Raw genomic sequence first — 18716 nt, forward strand, 5'->3', positions numbered from 1 at the left:
GCACCCTTACCGGAATGCGCCTTGAATTCTGATGACAGCTCCCGCTACAGGAACTGCCAAGGAAAGAGCCGTTACTTAACGGCGTCTTTCAGGGCCTTACCTGCCTTGAATCCAGGCACTTTAGAGGCCGGAATCTTGATTTCAGCACCGGTCTGCGGGTTACGGCCGGTACGGGCAGCACGCTCTTTCACAGAGAAGGTGCCAAAGCCGATCAGGGTAACCTGGTCGTCTTTTTTCAGAGCATCGGTAATGGAGTTGGTCATGGCATCCAGCGCACGGCCAGCTGCGGCTTTAGAGATGTCTGCGGACTCTGCAATTGCATCGATCAGTTCGGACTTGTTCACACTAAACCCCTTCGATTTCAGGTTGAAGATGTTATAGGTCGGTTTGTTTTTTCGCGGACGTTCTCGACTATCGCATATGCGATGGGAGAATTCCATTCTTCAGTTTTTTTATTCCTTTCGGCATTTAACCGGTGTTCGGAATAGGCACTTACTGCGCGGGAGCCCTTGGTATTGGCTGCTTCACGGCGAAACAGTTATACCAACGGGCTCTCAGGCGTGTCAACAACTCATCCGGTGTTTAATGTGTATTTATGCGCTCTGCAGCATCGCCGGAGTCGTCACCTGCCGATGCCGCCCCCGATTCTTTCCCGGCATTTTCAGCACGAGGGTCGGGCTGGTAAGCCAGTGCTATGTCCAGAACCTCGTCAATCCACTTAACCGGACGGATCTCCAGAGATTCCTTGATATTATCCGGTATCTCTTTGAGATCCCGGACATTTTCATCAGGAATCAGAACCGTTTTGATGCCTCCCCGATGCGCAGCCAGCAACTTCTCCTTGAGCCCGCCAATGGCCAGAACACGCCCCCGAAGAGTGATCTCACCGGTCATCGCAACGTCGGCGCGCACCGGGATACGGGTCAGTGCAGAAACCAGCGCCGTACACATCCCGATGCCCGCACTTGGGCCATCTTTCGGGGTTGCACCTTCGGGTACGTGGACATGAAGATCGTGTTTTTCATGGAAATCATCGGCAACACCCAGCCCTGCGGCCCGACTTCTGACCACCGTGAGCGCGGTCTGAATGGACTCCTGCATGACATCACCCAGGGAACCCGTCTTGACCACTCGCCCCTTACCCGGGGTCAGAGCGCACTCAATGGTCAGCAGTTCGCCGCCCACCTGGGTCCAGGCCAACCCGGTCACCTGACCGATCTGGTTGGTTTCTTCCGCCAGACCATAAGTAAACTTCTTAACGCCGGAGTAGTCCTCAAGCAGCGCCGGGGTCAACGTTACCGATGACTTGTCGCTGCTCTCTACGTGCTCACGGACGACCTTACGGCAGATCTTAGCGATTTCCCGCTCCAGGCCACGGACCCCCGCCTCCCTGGTGTAATAGCGGACCAGGTCACGGATGGTCTCCTCCGGGAGCACCAGTTCATCCTTGCGCAGACCGTTAGCCGTCAGCTGCTTGGGCAGCAGATAACGCAACGCAATGTTGACCTTTTCATCCTCGGTGTATCCCGGAATCCGGATAATCTCCATCCGATCCAGCAAGGCCGGCGGGATATCCATCGAGTTGGAGGTACACACAAACATGACATCCGAGAGATCGTAATCGACCTCCAGATAGTGATCGTTGAACGTGTGGTTCTGTTCCGGATCAAGCACTTCGAGCAAAGCCGACGCGGGATCGCCACGGTGGTCCATCCCCATCTTGTCGATTTCATCAAACAGAAACAGCGGGTTCTTCACCCCCACCTTGGACAGTTTCTGAAGCAACTTGCCCGGCAACGCGCCAATGTAGGTTTTGCGATGACCCCGGATCTCCGCCTCGTCACGAACCCCTCCAAGCGCCATACGCGTGTACTTACGGTTGGTGGCCTTGGCAATGGACTGCCCCAGAGACGTCTTACCAACACCCGGAGGCCCGACGAGACACAACACAGGCCCTTTCACTTTCTTGACCCGGCTCTGTACTGCCAGGTACTCCAGAATGCGTTTTTTAACTTCATCCAGCCCGTAATGATCACGATCCAGGATTTCCCGGGCTTTCTCCAGGTCGTGACGAACACGGCTGCGCTTCTTCCAGGGTACCGCCAGCATCCAGTCAATGTAGCCGCGCACTACCGTGGCTTCTGCAGACATCGGAGACATCATCTTAAGCTTGTTAAGCTCTGCCTCTGTCTTCTTGCGGGCCTCTTCAGGCAATCCGGCTTCCTCAAGCTTCTGCTCAAGCTCTTCAAAATCGTTATTCCCTTCCCCGAGCTGCCCCATCTCCTTCTGGATCGCTTTCATCTGCTCGTTGAGGTAATACTCGCGCTGGCTGCGCTCCATCTGCTTTTTCACGCGGCCACGAATACGCTTCTCAACCTCAATCAGGTCGATCTCGCCATCCAGCTTGTCCAGCAACAGATCCACGCGCTTACGAACATCCAGCGCTTCCAGCAACTCCTGCTTTTCGGGAATCCGCATTTCCAAATGCGCGGCCATGGTATCAACCAGGCGCTCCAACTCATTGATGCCCGTCAGCGCATTGGAGACTTCCGAAGGCACCTTCTTGGACAACTTAACGTACTTCTCAAACTCATCCATCAGGGTTTTGGTGAGCACCTCTTCTTCGCGCTCGGGCAACCCTTCCTCGTCCATCAGAATGGCCTGACCAGACAAGTAATCTCTATCCTCAATATCGGAGATGCTGGCCCGGGCATTACCCTCAACCAGAACCTTAACGGTACCATCCGGCAAGCGAAGCATCTGAAGAACGGTGGCCAGCGTGCCCATGCCAAACACATCTTGTGCACCGGGCTCGTCGGTAGCAGCGTCCTTCTGGGCTACCAGCAGGATCTCCTTACCACCCTCCATTGCCGCTTCCAGCGCCTGAATGGATTTTTCGCGGCCCACAAACAGCGGAACCACCATGTGCGGGAACACCACGACATCGCGTAAAGGGAGCAACGGGTATTCGTGCACAGTTTCATCAGGTATACGGGTCATGGGGAATCCTCTGACAGTATTTCTTTCAGCATATCACCCATCATTGGGGCGCAGACAAAAATTGCAATCTTTTTACGGCGGGAAATTACAGGTAGAACAATCAGGGGGTTATATCGATAAAAAGGGGCGTTAAACGCCCCTTTTTACATTCCGGCTGCCCGATCACACCCAGGATCAGTCCTCAGGGACAGCCTTGGCATGATCGCTGCTCGCGTAAATTTTGAAAGGTTCCGAGTCCCCGTTAATCACGCTTTCATCAATCACCACCTTGGACACATCATGCTCAGAGGGAATCTGATACATCGTATCCAGCAGTGTGGCCTCCATGATGGAGCGCAACCCGCGGGCGCCGGTTTTCCGTTCCATGGCCTTGCGGGCAACCGCCCGAAGCGCGTCTTCACGGAAATCCAGCTCGACACCTTCCATATCAAACAGCTTCTGATACTGCTTCGTGAGCGCGTTCTTGGGCTCAGTCAGAATCTGCACCAACGCTTCCTCGTCCAGCTCGGTCAGCGTTGCCACGACCGGCAAGCGGCCGACGAACTCCGGAATCAGTCCGAACTTGACCAGATCTTCGGTCTCGACGTCGCGAATAATGTCACCGGTGCTCTTGCTATCGTCCTGACTCTTGACGGTTGCCGAGAAACCGATGGAACTGCGCTCGGAGCGATCCTGAATCACCTTATCGAGCCCGGCAAACGCGCCGCCACAGATAAACAGGATATTGCCGGTATCGACCTGCAGGAATTCCTGCTGAGGATGCTTCCGCCCGCCCTGGGGAGGAACCGAAGCGACAGTACCTTCGATCAGCTTCAGCAACGCTTGCTGCACACCTTCACCCGAGACGTCCCGGGTAATGGAGGGGTTGTCCGATTTCCGGGAGATCTTGTCGATCTCATCAATGTAGACGATACCCCGCTGCGCCTTCTCGACATCGTAGTCACACTTCTGCAGCAGCTTCTGGATGATATTTTCGACATCCTCACCCACATAACCAGCTTCTGTCAGCGTGGTTGCATCGGCAATCGTGAACGGGACATTCAGCATCCGCGCCAGCGTCTCGGCCAGCAGGGTCTTACCACTGCCAGTCGGGCCGATCAGCAGGATGTTGCTTTTGCCCAGCTCCACATCACTTTTACCCTCGCCATAGCGAAGACGCTTATAGTGATTGTACACCGCTACAGACAAGACGATTTTGGCGCGATCCTGGCCAATAACATACTCGTTCAGCGTTTCCCGGATTTCTGTCGGCACAGGCAGCCGATCACTGGCCTCCTCCGGAGAATTCTCCTGAATCTCTTCACGAATGATGTCATTGCACAGGTCAACGCACTCGTCGCAGATGAACACCGAGGGCCCTGCAATGAGCTTACGGACTTCATGCTGGCTCTTTCCACAAAACGAGCAGTAGAGCAACTTGCCGTTATCGTCGCCTCTGCCGTTTCTTTCATCTGCCATTGAAATACCTCTGTTCTTCGTTGGCCGGCGCGTAAGAATGTACGCCAGCCAGTAGTGATGCGATGACTTTCAGTATTATTTATTCGGTACGCGCTTATCAAGTACTGTATCGATCAAGCCGTACTCTTTGGCCTGGGTCGGATCCATGAAGTTGTCACGATCGGTATCCCGGGCAATGGTCTCAATGTCCTGACCGGTATGTTCGGCCAGCAACTCATTCAGCGTGTGGCGGATTTTCAGGATTTCACGGGTATGAATCTCAATATCCGATGCCTGACCCTGATAACCTCCCAGGGGCTGGTGAATCATTACCCGGGAATGCGGCAGACAGGCACGCTTGCCTTTCGCGCCACCAGACAGCAGGAAAGCCCCCATGCTGGCCGCCTGGCCAATACACAGAGTTGAAATGTCTGGCTTCACGAACTGCATGGTATCGTAGATAGACATACCCGCTGATACAGATCCACCGGGGCTGTTGATATACAGATGGATATCCTTGTCCGGGTTTTCAGACTCCAGGAACAGTAACTGGGCCACAACGAGATTGGCCATGTGATCTTCAACCGGGCCAACCAGAAAGATCACCCGCTCCTTGAGCAGACGGGAATAAATATCGAACGAACGTTCGCCGCGCGCCGTCTGTTCAACAACAATCGGCACCAGGCCTGAGTTGGTTATCATGCTAGGGCCATCAAACGGTTTCTGCGTCATGTGCGCCTGAACTCCTTATGGACAATGGTTTGAGCTCCCCTGTGGCCGGAAGCCCCGTCTATTCCGGTATCCCTTATACTCTGCCAGCAGATTGCCCAGATGAAAACAGCCGGACTCGCCGGCTGCTTCCAGAAACGGCACCGGGCCAGAGCCCGGCCGCCATCAGCGCTGGGCCTGACCGGCCTGAACCGCTTCTTCGTATTTCATTTTCTTCTCTTTGACCTTGGCCTGACCAAGAACAAAGTCAACCACGGCATCTTCCAGTACGGAAGACTCAACCTGAGCCTTCTGGTCCGGGTTGCTGCTGAAGTGCGCAACCACTTCTTCAGGCTGTTCGTAAGTAGAAGCGATCTCCTGGATCTTCTCTTCCACTTTAGCGTCGTCAGCCTTCAGGTCGTTTTTCTTGACCACTTCCTGGAACAGCAGCCCCGTCTTCACACGACGCTTCGCCTGCTCTTCGAAGATTTCCTTCGGCAATTGCTGGAAATCTACCTGCCCGCCAAAACGCTGAACTGCGTCCTGACGCAGACGATCAATTTCCTGATCTATCAGAGCGGTAGGAATGTCCAGCTCGGTCGTTTCCAGCAGGCCGTCTACAACGTCATTCTTAACCTTATTGGAGACAGCTTGCTTGAGCTCACGCTCCATATTTTTCTTCACTTCCTCACGGAAGGCAGCTTCATCTTCGGCTTCGATCCCGAAACGCTTGAAGAATTCCTGATCCAGCTCCGGCAGCTGCGGCTCTTCTACCTTGTGGATCTTGATCTCAAACTTGGCGGGCTTCCCGGCCAGATCTTCGTTGTGGTAGTCCTCAGGGAACTCAACCTCAATTTCCAGCTCTTCGCCAGCCTTGCCGCCAACGATGCCTTTCTCGAAGCCAGGAATCATCTGACCAGAACCCAGAGTCAGGCGATGGCCTTCGGCTGCGCCGCCTTCAAACTCTTCGCCATCAATGGAACCTTTGAAGTCAATGGTCACGATGTCCTTATTCTTGGACTTACGCTTAACCTCTTTCATGGTGGCCTGCTGACGACGCAGGTTATCGATCATGGTGTCGATATCCTTGTCAGTCACATCAGAGACCGGCTTTTCAACACTAACTTTGCTCAGGTCACCGAGTTCAATCTCAGGCAGAACTTCAAACGTAGCCACGAATTCGAGGTCTTTCCCTTCTTCCATGGTCTTCGGCTCAAGCTTCGGCCAGCCTGCCGGATTGATATCCTGCTCCTGCAGCGCCTTGATGTAGTTGTCACGCATAACCTCGCCAACCACTTCCTGACGGACGCTGGCACCGAAACGACGCTTAACCACGCTCATGGGAACCTTCCCAGGGCGGAAACCGTTCAGGCGCACGGTGCGAGCAGTTTCCTGCAGGCGTTTCTGAACCGCCTTGTCGATTTCCTGGGCGGGCACACCAATCGTCATTCGACGCTCGATGTTGGAGGTCGTTTCAACAGACACTTGCATGGAAGTTCCTCAAATTACAGATTCTGTAGGTGAATGAAAATATAACGAAAATCCCAACAAGAGCAGACAACCCTCAAGGGACGCAAAATTAAAAGCCGGTAGTTTATCACGGTTTGCCCCGCTGAGAGAATCACCCAACGGCCCTGATTGCGGGTTTGATATGCGCTTAACCACGCAATTGTTCAGAATCTGGAGGAAAACCTGAAAAAAGAAAGGATGGTGCGAGAGGAGAGACTTGAACTCTCACGGGTTGCCCCGCTGGAACCTAAATCCAGTGCGTCTACCAATTCCGCCACTCTCGCATGCCTGGCCCCTGAACAGACTCTCGTCGAGAATCCAGGAACAACAGAAATAAACAAGGGGAAGTGGGGTGGACGAAGGGGTTCGAACCCTCGACCGCAGGAGTCACAATCCTGAGCTCTACCAACTGAGCTACGTCCACCACATCAAAGAAATGCCTTCCGGCATACTATTGACTTCAACTTTGCTGGTCCGGCGAGTCCGGTGCCATTTCGCGTTTCAGGAGATGGCGCGCCCGGCAGGACTCGAACCTGCGACCATCCGCTTAGAAGGCGGATGCTCTATCCAGCTGAGCTACGGGCGCTTGACCGTTCGCCCACCTGAATATTCAGAAAAATGGTCGGGGTAGAGAGATTCGAACTCCCGACATCCTGCTCCCAAAGCAGGCGCGCTACCAGACTGCGCTATACCCCGTTTAAACTGAACAACAAGTGCCTCAGCAAAGTTGGCGCGCATATTACCGGCGCCAAACGCGTCCGTCAACACAGAATTTAAAATTCATTGCATTTGTTACGATCTAATGACCCCTCGCGGCGCCATAAGTTCCCCTGAGACCCCACCCTACATTGGCCTTGAGTACGAAGCATGAGACAATGCACGGCCTTCACTTTATTACTCACGCCCAAACCGACAAGACGGAAACATGAGCGCCAAACTGATTAATGGAAAAGAAATTGCTGCCCAGGTCCGGCAACGGGTAGCTGCCGGTGTCGAAGCCAGAAAACAGAAAGGCCTGAGAGCCCCCGGCCTGGCCGTAGTACTGGTCGGCAACGACCCTGCCTCACAGGTTTATGTTGGCAATAAACGCAAAGCCTGCGAACAGGCCGGCATCTTGTCTCTATCCTACGACTTGCCGGAAGACACCTCTCAGGCCACTCTGGAGGCCCTGGTCGACGAGCTGAATGAAAACCCTGCAGTAGACGGCATTCTGGTCCAGCTCCCCCTGCCTCCTCACCTGGACGCCGACCCAATCCTCGTCAAGATCCGCCCCGACAAAGACGTGGACGGCTTTCACCCGTACAACATCGGCCGCCTGATGCAGCGTAAGCCTACCCTGCGCCCCTGCACACCGGCCGGCGTCATCACCCTGCTCGACTCGATCAACACGCCCTACAAAGGCCAGCATGCGGTTATTGTCGGCGCCTCTAACATTGTTGGCCGCCCGATGAGCATGGAACTCCTCCTGAAGGGAGCTACAACCACAGTCTGCCATCGATTCACGGATAATCTCGAGAAGTTCGTTGGCGAAGCAGACATCCTTGTGGCGGCAGTCGGCAAACCAGGCATTATCAAGGGATCATGGGTCAAACCCGGCGCCACCGTTATTGATGTTGGCATCAACCGCCAGGAAAACGGCAAGCTGTGTGGTGACGTTGACTTTGAGGCCGCCGCGGACCGGGCAGCTTACATCACCCCCGTTCCAGGTGGTGTAGGACCGATGACCATTGCCACCCTGCTGGAAAACACATTGTACGCAGCGGACGTGTTACACGCTGACGAATAAAACACCAAAGGGCACAACACCGCTCCTACCAACAAAAAACCCCGCCAAGGCGGGGTTTTTTGTTACCACATCAGGCGTTTTACTGCCCGTATTTGGCCTTGGCCTTCAGGCGGTACGCGTGTAGCAACGGCTCGGTGTAACCCGCCGGCTGTTCACGCCCCTTCAGAACCAGATCCACAGCCGCCTGGAACGCGATGCTGCCATCAAAGTCTGCAGCCATGTTGCGGTAAGCCGGATCGCCGGCGTTCTGCTGATCAACCACAGCAGCCATACGCTTCATGGTTTCCATAATCTGCTCTTCAGAGCAGATGCCGTGGTACAGCCAGTTGGTCAGCAACTGTGAGGAGATACGCAAGGTCGCGCGGTCTTCCATCAGGCCAACATCGTTGATGTCAGGCACCTTGGAGCAACCCACACCTTGGTCGATCCAGCGCACAACATAGCCAAGAATCCCCTGGGCGTTGTTGTCCAGCTCCTGCTGGATATCTTCAGCGCTCAAAGAAGATGGATCGTCCATCACCGGCACGGTCAGGATATCGTCCAGAGACGCACGCTGACGGCTTGCCAGCTCTTTCTGCACATCAAACACGTTCACCTGGTGGTAGTGAGTGGCATGCAGAGTGGCGGCCGTCGGAGACGGAACCCAGGCCGTGTTGGCACCAGCCTTCGGATGACCAATCTTGGCCTCCAGCATACCCGCCATCAGATCTGGCATGGCCCACATACCCTTACCAATCTGAGCAACCCCGGACAGCCCTGCTTCCAGGCCAATGTCCACGTTCCACTGCTCGTAGGCGTTGATCCAGGCAGCCTGCTTCATCGGACCCTTACGGATGAAGGGGCCCAGCTCCATGGAGGTGTGAATCTCGTCACCGGTACGATCCAGGAAGCCTGTATTGATAAAGACGGTGCGCTCTTTGGCCGCGTGGATGCACGCTTTCAGGTTCACTGTGGTGCGACGCTCTTCGTCCATGATGCCGACCTTCAGAGTGAAGCGCGGCAGGCCGAGAGCATCTTCAACACGACCAAAGAATTCGTTGGTGAATGCAACCTCTTCCGGGCCGTGCTGCTTGGGCTTAACAATGTACACGGAACCTTTGGTGCTATTCTGGAATTTACCATCGCCCTTCAGGTCGTGGATAGCGATCAGGGAGGTCAACAGACCATCCATCAGGCCTTCCGGAATTTCGCTGCCATCGCTCAGCAGGATCGCCGGGTTGGTCATCAGGTGACCAACGTTACGAACGAACAACAGGCTACGCCCTTTTAGAGTCAGCTCGCTGCCATCCGCGCCAGTGTAGGTGCGGTCGCCGTTCATGCGGCGAGTCATCATCTGGCCACCCTTTTCGAAGGACTCTTCCAGATCGCCCTTCATCAGGCCCAGCCAGTTCTTGTAGGCGACGACCTTGTCATCAGCGTCTACAGCGGCTACCGAGTCTTCGCAGTCCATGATGGTGGTCAGAGCAGATTCCATCAGAACGTCTTTAACATTGGCACCGTCGTCTTTTCCGATCGGGTGACTGGCATCAATCTGAATTTCGAAATGCATGCCATTCTTCACCAGCAGAATGCCTGTAGGGGCATCAGCGGCACCGGTGTATCCCACAAAGCCGGATGTGTCTTGCAGGCCGGTCACTTCACCATTCTGCAGCTTCACCACCAGCTTGCCGCCGTCGATGCTGTATTTGGCCGCATCTTTATGACTGCCAGACGCCAGAGGCGCAGAGCCGTCCAGCAGATTGCGTGCCCACTCAATCACCTTGGCACCCCGCACCGGGTTGTAGCCACGCCCCTTCTCGGCACCATTGTCCTCTGAAAGAGCGTCGGTACCGTACAAAGCATCGTACAAGCTACCCCAACGGGCATTAGCTGCGTTCAGCGCAAAACGGGCATTCATCACCGGAACAACCAGCTGTGGGCCAGCCATCGTCGCGATCTCAGGATCAACGTTCGACGTAGAGATTTTGAAGTCTGCCGGCTCATCGACCAGATAGCCAATGTCCTTGAGGAACGACTTGTACTCAGCCATGTCGAGCTTCTGGCCTTTGTGATCGCGATTCCAGGTATCCATCTTCTCCTGAATCTCGTCACGCTTGAGCAACAGCTCGCGGTTGCGCGGAGCGAGCTCGTTTACAATCTTGTCGAACTCGGCCCAGAATTTCTCAGCGTCGATACCGGTGCCCGGAATCGCCTCGTTGTTTACGAAATCGTACAGATTCTTGGCGATCTTAATACCGCCAACTTGAACGCGTTCTGTCATCGTTGCTTGCCTCAATGGGTTTGTAGTTCCCGACTCCCCTCTCGGCGCCCACAGGCGCGGGGACGTTCTGATTAGAGCGCCGCATTGTACGTGAAATTCCCTACAAGGTCATTCCCACACAATACAATGCGGCCATAGGAGCAATTGGACCATTCAGGCCCGGCGCCAGCTGGTGCCCTCACGACTGTCGTCCAGGATAATACCCTTGTCGAGAAGCTCATCGCGGATGCGGTCGGCTCCAGCAAAGTCCTTTGCTTTACGGGCATCGGCCCGGGCCTGAATCATGGCCTCGATATCCTCAGCCGTCAGCTCGCTCCCGGTATCCGCCTGAAAGAAAGACTCAGGATCCTGCTGCAACAGCCCGAGCACGGCACCCAGCCTTACCAGCACCGCAGCGCTGCGCTTGGCGGCACCTTCATCGCCATCCCGACGCTGGTGATTGATCTCATTGGCCACTGCATGCAGCACCGAAATGGCCCCGGCGGTATTGAAATCATCGTCCATCATCTCAACAAACCGGCGATCATGGTCTGTCTCCGGCACATCCGAACCCTTCGCCGGTACAACACCACGCAAGGCGTGATAAAGCTTGGTCAGCGTACGCCCCGCCTCTGCCAGATTGTCTTCAGAGTAATCCACCTGACTGCGGTACTGACTGGACACCAGGAAGTAGCGCACCACTTCTGCAGGGTACTTCTCAAGAATCTCTCGTATGGTGAAAAAATTGCCCAGCGACTTGGACATTTTCTCTTTGTTTACCCGAATGGCACCAGCGTGCATCCAGGTATGAACAAACTTGTGGCCGGTCGCACACTCAGACTGAGCAATCTCGTTCTCATGGTGCGGGAACAGCAAGTCCGGCCCGCCCCCATGGATATCAAAGGAATCCCCCAGGCACCGGGTGGACATGGCCGAACACTCGATGTGCCAGCCCGGACGCCCCTCTCCCCAGGGCGACGACCAACTCACCTCTCCCGGCCGGGCCGCTTTCCAGAGCGCGAAATCCGCCGGGCTGCGCTTGGCCTCCCGGACATCCACACGGGCGCCCGCCACCAGATCGTCCAGTTTCTTTTTGCTGAGCTTGCCGTACTCCGGAAATGACGCTACCGAGAAATAGACATCTCCGTTATCGGCAGCGTAGGCATGGCCACCCGCAACCAGCTTCTGGACCATGGCCACAATATCATCGATGTACGCCGTCGCCCTGGGCTCTTCACTGGGTGACAGCACCCCCAACTTGGCCTCATCTTCGTGCATGGCGCGGATCATCCGGTCGGTCAGATCGGTATAGACCTCCCCGTTTTCATCGGCGCGGCGCAGAATTTTGTCATCAATGTCCGTAATGTTTCGCACGTAATGCACATCGTATCCACGATGGCGCAGATAGCGGGTAATCACGTCAAACGCCACCAACACTCTGGCATGCCCCAGATGGCAGTAATCGTATACGGTCATACCGCATACATACATGCGCACTTTGCCAGGTTCGAGGGTTTTGAACGCTTCCTTCTGCTGTGTCAGCGTATTGTAGATACGCATCACTTGCCTCCCTTGCCCCAGGAATCCCGGAGCGTCACAGTACGGTTAAACACGGGCTTACCGGCCTCTTCGGTCAGCTCTCGGTCGCAGAAGAAATAGCCCTCACGCTCAAACTGATACGGCAAATCGCTCCTCGGTTGCGCCAGCGTTTTCTCAACCCTCGCACCCTCAAGTACAACCAGAGATTCCGGATTCAGGTGATCAAGGAAATCTCCCTCCTTATCACTGTCCGGAGATTCATGATTGAACAGACGATCGTACAGATTGACATCAACCTCAACACTGTCGCTGGCAGACACCCAGTGAATCACCCCGTTGGGCTTATAGCCTTCCGGATTCACGCCCAGGGTGTTCGGATCGTACTCACACTTGAGCTCAACAATCTCGCCGTCGTCGTCACGCACCACCTCCCGGCAAGTCATGACATAGCCGCCGCGCAGCCGAACAGCCTGATCCGGTGCCAGCCGTTTCCACTTGCGAGGAGGCTCCACCTCAAAATCGTCCCGATCAATGTACAGCGTCTGACTCCAGGTCACCTGCCGCTCTCCCATGTCAGGGTTTTGCGGGTGCACAGGCAAGGTCAGGGTTTCAGTCTGGCTTTCAGGATAGTTGGTCAGCGTAACTTTGAGCGGGCGCATAACACACATTGCGCGTGGAGCGCGGCTATTCAGATCTTCACGAATGGCATGCTCCAGCATACCAACATCGACCGTACCGCCCGCCTTGTTCACACCGATCATGTCGCAGAAGCTGCGAATCGATTCCGGCGTGTAACCTCGGCGACGCATCCCGGAAATGGTCGGCATCCGGGGGTCATTCCAGCCGCCAACGACATTCTCATCGACCAGGCGCTTGAGTTTGCGCTTGCTGGTAATGGTGTAATTCAGGTTCAGCCGGGCAAACTCAATCTGGCGCGGGTGACACGGAATGGTGATGTTATCGAGCACCCAGTCGTACAGCGGCCGGTGATCCTCAAACTCCAGGGTGCACAGAGAGTGGGTGATCCCTTCCAGGGCATCGGAGATTGGATGCGTAAAGTCGTACATCGGGTAGATGCACCATTTACTGCCCGTCTGATGGTGGTCAGCGTAGCGAATCCGGTAGAGGATCGGGTCCCGCATATTGATATTGGGCGAGGCCATATCAATTCTGGCCCGCAGCACCAGCTCGCCGTTTTGGAACTTACCGGCTCGCATATCCCGGAACAGCTGCAAACTTTCCTCTGCCGGACGGTCGCGATACGGACTGTCCTTTCCCGGCTCTTTCAAAGAACCCCGGTATTCAGCCATCTGCTCCGCGTTCAGGGCGCACACATACGCCTTGCCCTTCTGAATAAGCTCCTCTGCAAACGCATACAGCTGATCAAAGTAATCCGACGCAAAACGCACCTCGCCGGCCCACTTATAGCCCAACCACTCCACATCCTGCTTGATCGCATCGATGTATTCCTGGCTTTCTTTCTCCGGGTTGGTGTCATCGAACCGGAGGTTACATACGCCCGCAAAGGTCTCGGCAATTCCGAAGTTCAGACAAATAGACTTGGCATGCCCGACATGCAGATAGCCATTAGGCTCTGGCGGAAATCGGGTGACAACCTGCCCGCTGTGCTCACCCTTGGTGACGGCGTCTTCAATCAGGCTCTGGATAAAGTTATGGGCTTTCTTCGACTCGGCGCTCATACAATCTCTGTTAACAGGGAATGAATCATGGGAGCTGTCCGGATGCTCCGTTTAAACCGCCTATTATACTCACAAATCCGCGCCGGACTCATGCACTGAAAGAAACTCTTGAGTACAATACCCCTTTGAACACTCTGATCCTCAAACACAGGAAACCCTGATGATTCTGCTGCAGACAAACTTCGGTGATATCAAACTGGAACTGGACTACGAAAAAGCCCCGGAAACCGCCAAAAACTTTGAACAGTATGTTCGCGACGGCTTCTACGATGGCCTGATTTTTCACCGAGTCATCAGCAACTTCATGGTTCAGGGCGGCGGTCTCGAGCCAGGCATGACCCCTCGCAAAACCCGCGACCCCATCCAGAACGAAGCTGACAACGGCCTGAGCAACATGATTGGCACCGTCGCCATGGCCCGCACCATGGACCCGCACTCAGCCACAGCCCAGTTCTTCATCAACGTCGAGAACAACGGCTTCCTGGACCACACCGCCAAGAACGCCGAGGGCTGGGGCTATTGCGTATTCGGCAAGGTGGCGGAGGGCATGGACACCGTCAACAAGATCCGCGCCGTCCGCACCACCATGCGCGCAGGCCACCAGGACGTTCCGTTTGAAGACGTCGTGATCGAGAAAGCCGAGGTTCTGGAGGACGCGTGACCACGCTGCTTATCTCGGATCTGCATCTTGAAGAATCGCGCCCGGACATTACAGGCGCGTTTCTGTCCTTCCTCAAAGACAAAACGCCGGGAGTGGAGCGACTGTACATCCTTGGCGACTTTTTTGAGGCCTGGATTGGTGACGACGAACGCACCCCACTACAGGAACAGGTAGCGTCGGCGCTGAAGGAAGTCCGGAGCAAAGGCACCGACATCTACCTGATGCACGGCAATCGCGACTTCCTCATTGGGGATGACTTTTGTGAACGCGCCGGCGCCACTCTGCTGACAGACCCGACTGTCGTAGACCTGTACGGCACTCCGACGCTGTTGATGCATGGCGACAGCCTTTGCACAGCCGACGTTGAGTACCAGAAGTTCCGGGCCAACATGCGCAACCCGCAAACCGTGAAAATGCTGCTTGCCCGCCCACTGAAAGATCGCCAGCAAATGGCCCGGCAACTCAGGGAAATCTCCATGGCGAAAAACCAGGGCAAAGCAGAGACCATTATGGACGTGACACCAGAAGAAGTGACCCGGGAACTGGAAGCTCACGGAGTGCAGCGAATGATTCACGGCCACACACACCGCCCCGCCATACACAACCTGGAAGCCAATGGAAGATCAGCACAACGCATTGTGCTGGGCGACTGGGAGCACTATGCCTGGTGGCTGGAAGTGCGCCCGAGCCAGGAACCAGAACTTAAAAAAATCCCCCTATAAAGCCGGACCAGGGGCTGGCTCCCGGTAGCTCTCGACTCGCTTGAGCCAACCCGCCAGCCACCGCTCCCGCTCAATGGCGTTTTCGGCATTCCGGGCACGGCGGGTCAGAACAGTTGCCGCCGCGCTCCGGAAACGATCCAGCGCCGTGTCACCGGGCTCCGCCCCCATGGACACCAACACCTGAAGCAACCCCCATCCCTCGCCCTGATATCGCTCCCCGGGCGCCAACCCCTCGCCCTTGAAGTTCACATAATCCATCAACGCGTACACTCCACCAGGCGTCGCACTCAGCGCCTTAAGATCACCAAGGATTGCTCCCCGCCGACCTTCCGGCGCAGCCTGAATGATCGCACCCAAAGCCGACTGGGCACGGCGAAAAATAAACTCAGCCTGAATCCCCTGCGTCCCAGCCAGGAACTCCCTGAGCTCAGCCACCCGAGTCGAATCACTCGCCGCCAGGAAGTTCGCACGATCGGGCCAGGGGGCATCGAAGGGCTCAAGCGACAACAACCAGTCCGGCACAGACGCCTGGCGCTGGCTCATGTACCGGATCAGCTCAGGGAAACTCTCAACAAATCGCCCCTGAACATCCCTGGGGTACCAGATGAAATGACCAATCCCCAACGACGGAAACAACTCCCCTTCGTTCCAATGCACCAGACACTGGAACCGCCCGGCACACTCATTCTGGAAGATCTTCTGACCCACCCAATCCATTTGCTGCGGCTCAAGCGCCAGAGAAATATCCGGGGACGCTGACCGCCCCCCCGGCACTTCTCCAACAGAATCAGAATCGCAACCCACCAGCGTTGCGAAAACGACGAGGACAACCATCTGAATCCAGGCACGCAGCACAACCCCTCCCTCTATCTCCGGACCAACCCAAGGCACCCAAGCCTCACCAAGAGGCTAATTGTGCCCTGTCCGTTCCGTGGAGGGGAACCAACTTTGCGCTTTGGTAATCCAAGGAGGCCAAGCCTCCTCTCTGCTCACTGCTCGACGAAGGCCCGCTCAATCACGTAATGCCCCATCTCACCGCCTCGCGCTTCACGGAACCCCATGTTGTCCAGAATGGCACAGGTGTCCTTCAGCATGCTCGGGCTACCACAAATCATGAACCGGTCCTGTTCCACATCGAAATCCGGCAGCTCCAGATCCCGAGTGATCTTGCCGGTTTCCATGGCATCAGTCAGGCGCCCCTCATTCCGGAAAGGCTCCCGGGTAACCGTGGGGTAATACAGCAGCTTGCCACTGACCATCTCACCAAAGAATTCGTTCTCCGGCAGCTCTTCGATCTCGCCCTGGTAAGCCAGCTCCGAGATATAACGCACACCGTGAGTCAGAATCACCTTATCAAAGGCCTCATAGACTTCCGGGTCCTTGATGATGCTCATGAACGGAGCCAGTCCGGTCCCCGTACTGATCAGCCACAGATTCCGCCCCGGCAGCAGATTATCCAGCACCAGGGTGCCCGTAGGTTTGCGGCTGACCAGAATCTCATCCCCGACCTTGATCTGCTGCAGGCGAGAGGTCAGCGGGCCATCGGGTACCTTGATGGAGAAGAATTCAAGCTCCTCTTCATAGTTGGCACTGGCAATACTGTAGGCGCGCATAAGCGGCTTACCATCCGTCTCAAGGCCAATCATGACGAAATGCCCGTTTTTGAATCGGAAGCCGGGATCCCGACTGGTCTTGAAGCTGAAAAGCGTGTCATTCCAGTGGTGCACACTGGTGACGGTTTCTTTCATCAGATTGCTCATCGGAGCCCTCGCCTGTTTAAGTCTGTCTATCAGGAATTGGGAATAGTTTAACCTTTTGCTTGAAATCGACAAAACGGGCTGTTCTCATATGCCTATTCGATTTTTCCGATAACAATACTTTACACCGGAACCTTCATCATGAAATACAGCTTTCGTCAGCTTGAGGTTTTTCTGGCCGCAGCCCACTTCCAGAACATCACCCGGGCTGCCGAATCCCTCGCGATGTCCCAGTCAGCAGCCAGCAGCGCGCTTAAAGAGCTCGAGGGCCAGTTCGACATCCAGCTGTTCGATCGTGTCGGCAAACGACTGCAACTGAACGAGCTGGGGCGCCTCTATCGCCCCAAAGCGGAGTCATTGCTGGCACAGGCCACAGAGCTGGAACAGGCATTCAGCAAACATTCCGAAGTTGGTGCCCTGAAAGTCGGAGCGACTCTTACCATCGGTAACTATCTGGCCGTTGGTGTAATGGCCAAATACATGAATACCCCTACCCGCCCCAAAGTCTCTCTGGAAGTGGCCAACACCAGCTCCATCGCAAGACGAGTGCGGGATTTTGAACTGGACATCGGACTGATTGAAGGAGAGCTGCAATCTCCTGAACTGGAAGTCATTCCCTGGCGGGAAGATGCCCTGACGGTTTTCTGCTCCCCCTCACACCCACTGGCCCGTAAAAAGAGGCTGACGGACGAGGACCTTCGTCAGGCAGTCTGGATTATGAGGGAAGAGGGGTCTGGCACCCGCCAGAGTTTCGAGCGAGGGATGCACGGCCTGCTTCCGGACCTGAACATCCTGCTGGAACTGGAGCACACCGAAGCCATTAAACGAGCAGTAGAAGCCAATCTCGGCATTGGCTGCCTGTCAAAGGTGGTACTGGCCGACGCCTTCAAACGGGGGAGCCTGGTCCCCCTAAACGTTCCCGATGCCCGAAAGTTCGACCGGCACTTCTACTTTATTCTCCACAAACAGAAATACCGGAGCGCCGGAATTGCCCGCTGGATGAGCCTGTGTCAGGAGCTTCAGATCTCAGACACCGGACCACTGTGAAACCTGAACTCCTGGTCGGGCTGCTCTATCAGCGCTTGCTCAATCGAGAGAAAGTCCGCGACCCGCCCTTCCACAGAGCCGCCGCTGGCTTGTTCCGCAAGCTTTAGATAATCCTGATAGTGACGGGCTTCAGATTTCAGTAACCCGTTATAGAAATCTCTGAGGGTGTCATCCAGAAACGGCGCCAGGGCGGCAAATCGTTCACAGGAGCGTGCTTCAATGATTGCACCCACAATCAGAACATCCACCAGCCTGCCCGGTTCTTCCGCCCTGACCGCTTCCCGCAAACCCGCGGCATACCGCGCTGGCGAGAGATGAGCGTAGACAATGCCCCGTTTTTTCATGATGGCCAGCACCTGTTCAAAGTGACGCAGTTCTTCCCGGGCCAACCGAGACATTTTATTCAACAGGTCAGTGTTGTCGACGTATCGATACATCAGACTCAGCGCTGTAGAGGCTGCTTTTTTTTCACAGTGGGCATGATCAATCAGCATCAGATCCTGATTGGCCAGCGCATTTTCAATCCACTGGGCAGGCGTCCGGCACGGGAGGAAGTCGTGTATTTCTTGCAGGGCGTTAGTCATGTCACCGTTCAGTCTGGAATGTCTTGG

Annotated in this window: 15 protein-coding genes and 4 tRNA genes; 4 read left to right on the forward strand and 15 right to left on the reverse strand. The window is 55.5% G+C overall.

Annotated elements, in window-relative coordinates:
* Positions 1-71 precede the first annotated feature (71 nt).
* The 9 genes from K325_RS0108785 to K325_RS0108825 all read right to left on the reverse strand — a co-directional run bounded on the left by K325_RS0108785 (position 72) and on the right by K325_RS0108825 (position 7350).
* Complete coding sequence (locus tag K325_RS0108785; RefSeq protein WP_029653899.1) at positions 72-344, reverse strand: HU family DNA-binding protein; 273 nt, start codon at positions 342-344, stop codon at positions 72-74.
* 238 nt (positions 345-582) lie between these two features.
* Positions 583-3000, reverse strand: a complete 2418-nt coding sequence (lon, locus tag K325_RS0108790) for an endopeptidase La (protein ID WP_029653900.1) — start codon at positions 2998-3000, stop codon at positions 583-585.
* Between the two features lie 174 nt (positions 3001-3174).
* Entirely contained in the window at positions 3175-4458 is a 1284-nt protein-coding gene (gene clpX / locus K325_RS0108795; RefSeq protein ID WP_029653901.1) for an ATP-dependent Clp protease ATP-binding subunit ClpX, read from the reverse strand.
* A 75-nt stretch (positions 4459-4533) separates the two neighbouring features.
* Positions 4534-5169, reverse strand: a complete 636-nt coding sequence (gene clpP / locus K325_RS0108800; RefSeq protein WP_029653902.1) for an ATP-dependent Clp endopeptidase proteolytic subunit ClpP — start codon at positions 5167-5169, stop codon at positions 4534-4536.
* Positions 5170-5331: 162 nt separating this feature from the next.
* On the reverse strand, positions 5332-6636 hold the full coding sequence (gene tig / locus K325_RS0108805; RefSeq protein ID WP_029653903.1) for a trigger factor: 1305 nt from the start codon (positions 6634-6636) through the stop codon (positions 5332-5334).
* 217 nt (positions 6637-6853) lie between these two features.
* A tRNA-Leu gene (locus K325_RS0108810) sits at positions 6854-6938 on the reverse strand.
* Between the two features lie 64 nt (positions 6939-7002).
* Positions 7003-7078: transfer RNA gene (locus K325_RS0108815), tRNA-His, on the reverse strand.
* 85 nt (positions 7079-7163) lie between these two features.
* Positions 7164-7240 (reverse strand) — tRNA-Arg (locus K325_RS0108820).
* Positions 7241-7273: 33 nt separating this feature from the next.
* Positions 7274-7350: transfer RNA gene (locus tag K325_RS0108825), tRNA-Pro, on the reverse strand.
* Between the two features lie 229 nt (positions 7351-7579).
* Here K325_RS0108825 and folD point away from each other — a divergent pair.
* The gene (gene folD / locus K325_RS0108830) at positions 7580-8440 is read left to right on the forward strand and encodes a bifunctional methylenetetrahydrofolate dehydrogenase/methenyltetrahydrofolate cyclohydrolase FolD (RefSeq protein ID WP_029653904.1); all 861 of its coding nucleotides are present in this window, start codon (positions 7580-7582) and stop codon (positions 8438-8440) included.
* A gap of 79 nt (positions 8441-8519) precedes the next feature.
* On the opposite strand, the gene K325_RS0108835 is transcribed toward folD, so the two are convergent.
* The 3 genes from K325_RS0108835 to K325_RS0108845 form a co-directional block, all read right to left on the reverse strand.
* Positions 8520-10700 carry a malate synthase G gene (locus K325_RS0108835; protein ID WP_029653905.1) on the reverse strand — a complete coding sequence of 727 codons (2181 nt, stop codon included), beginning with the start codon at positions 10698-10700 and terminating at the stop codon, positions 8520-8522.
* Positions 10701-10853: 153 nt separating this feature from the next.
* The gene (gene cysS / locus K325_RS0108840) at positions 10854-12239 is read right to left on the reverse strand and encodes a cysteine--tRNA ligase (protein WP_029653906.1); all 1386 of its coding nucleotides are present in this window, start codon (positions 12237-12239) and stop codon (positions 10854-10856) included.
* Positions 12239-13918, reverse strand: a complete 1680-nt coding sequence (locus K325_RS0108845; protein ID WP_029653907.1) for a glutamine--tRNA ligase/YqeY domain fusion protein — start codon at positions 13916-13918, stop codon at positions 12239-12241. The genes cysS and K325_RS0108845 overlap by 1 nt, the downstream gene beginning before the upstream one ends.
* 160 nt (positions 13919-14078) lie before the next feature.
* On the opposite strand from K325_RS0108845, the gene K325_RS0108850 reads away from it, so the two are divergent.
* Positions 14079-14579 (forward strand): peptidylprolyl isomerase, encoded by a 501-nt coding sequence (locus K325_RS0108850; protein ID WP_029653908.1) that lies wholly within the window; start codon positions 14079-14081, stop codon positions 14577-14579.
* Positions 14576-15301, forward strand: a complete 726-nt coding sequence (lpxH, locus tag K325_RS0108855) for a UDP-2,3-diacylglucosamine diphosphatase (RefSeq protein WP_029653909.1) — start codon at positions 14576-14578, stop codon at positions 15299-15301. The genes K325_RS0108850 and lpxH overlap by 4 nt, the downstream gene beginning before the upstream one ends.
* Here lpxH and K325_RS0108860 read toward each other — a convergent pair.
* Positions 15296-16156 carry a hypothetical protein gene (locus K325_RS0108860; protein WP_420835445.1) on the reverse strand — a complete coding sequence of 287 codons (861 nt, stop codon included), beginning with the start codon at positions 16154-16156 and terminating at the stop codon, positions 15296-15298. The two genes, lpxH and K325_RS0108860, sit on opposite strands and share 6 nt — an antisense overlap.
* Before the next feature lie 134 nt (positions 16157-16290).
* Positions 16291-17061, reverse strand: coding sequence for a ferredoxin--NADP reductase (locus K325_RS0108865; RefSeq protein ID WP_029653911.1), 771 nt, complete (start codon positions 17059-17061; stop codon positions 16291-16293).
* A 138-nt stretch (positions 17062-17199) separates the two neighbouring features.
* Here K325_RS0108865 and K325_RS0108870 point away from each other — a divergent pair, with 138 nt between their 5' ends.
* Complete coding sequence (locus K325_RS0108870; protein ID WP_029653912.1) at positions 17200-18105, forward strand: LysR family transcriptional regulator; 906 nt, start codon at positions 17200-17202, stop codon at positions 18103-18105.
* On the opposite strand, the gene K325_RS0108875 is transcribed toward K325_RS0108870, so the two are convergent.
* The gene (locus K325_RS0108875) at positions 18078-18689 is read right to left on the reverse strand and encodes a MiaE family protein (RefSeq protein ID WP_029653913.1); all 612 of its coding nucleotides are present in this window, start codon (positions 18687-18689) and stop codon (positions 18078-18080) included. The genes K325_RS0108870 and K325_RS0108875 overlap by 28 nt on opposite strands.
* Positions 18690-18716: the final 27 nt, after the last annotated feature.

It is taken from the genome of Marinobacter daepoensis DSM 16072 (assembly GCF_000421165.1).
GTDB classification, from domain to species: domain Bacteria; phylum Pseudomonadota; class Gammaproteobacteria; order Pseudomonadales; family Oleiphilaceae; genus Marinobacter; species Marinobacter daepoensis.

Excerpts from the sequence above, each read along its gene's own strand:
- tig (WP_029653903.1), bottom strand. The coding sequence starts at position 6,636 with ATGCAAGTGTCTGTTGAAACGACCTCCAACATCGAGCGTCGAATGACG.
- lon (WP_029653900.1), bottom strand. The coding sequence starts at position 3,000 with ATGACCCGTATACCTGATGAAACTGTGCACGAATACCCGTTGCTCCCT.
- K325_RS0108865 (WP_029653911.1), bottom strand. The coding sequence starts at position 17,061 with ATGAGCAATCTGATGAAAGAAACCGTCACCAGTGTGCACCACTGGAAT.
- clpP (WP_029653902.1), bottom strand. The coding sequence starts at position 5,169 with ATGACGCAGAAACCGTTTGATGGCCCTAGCATGATAACCAACTCAGGC.
- K325_RS0108850 (WP_029653908.1), top strand. The coding sequence starts at position 14,079 with ATGATTCTGCTGCAGACAAACTTCGGTGATATCAAACTGGAACTGGAC.
- cysS (WP_029653906.1), bottom strand. The coding sequence starts at position 12,239 with ATGCGTATCTACAATACGCTGACACAGCAGAAGGAAGCGTTCAAAACC.
- K325_RS0108835 (WP_029653905.1), bottom strand. The coding sequence starts at position 10,700 with ATGACAGAACGCGTTCAAGTTGGCGGTATTAAGATCGCCAAGAATCTG.
- folD (WP_029653904.1), top strand. The coding sequence starts at position 7,580 with ATGAGCGCCAAACTGATTAATGGAAAAGAAATTGCTGCCCAGGTCCGG.
- K325_RS0108845 (WP_029653907.1), bottom strand. The coding sequence starts at position 13,918 with ATGAGCGCCGAGTCGAAGAAAGCCCATAACTTTATCCAGAGCCTGATT.
- K325_RS0108870 (WP_029653912.1), top strand. The coding sequence starts at position 17,200 with ATGAAATACAGCTTTCGTCAGCTTGAGGTTTTTCTGGCCGCAGCCCAC.
- K325_RS0108875 (WP_029653913.1), bottom strand. The coding sequence starts at position 18,689 with ATGACTAACGCCCTGCAAGAAATACACGACTTCCTCCCGTGCCGGACG.
- clpX (WP_029653901.1), bottom strand. The coding sequence starts at position 4,458 with ATGGCAGATGAAAGAAACGGCAGAGGCGACGATAACGGCAAGTTGCTC.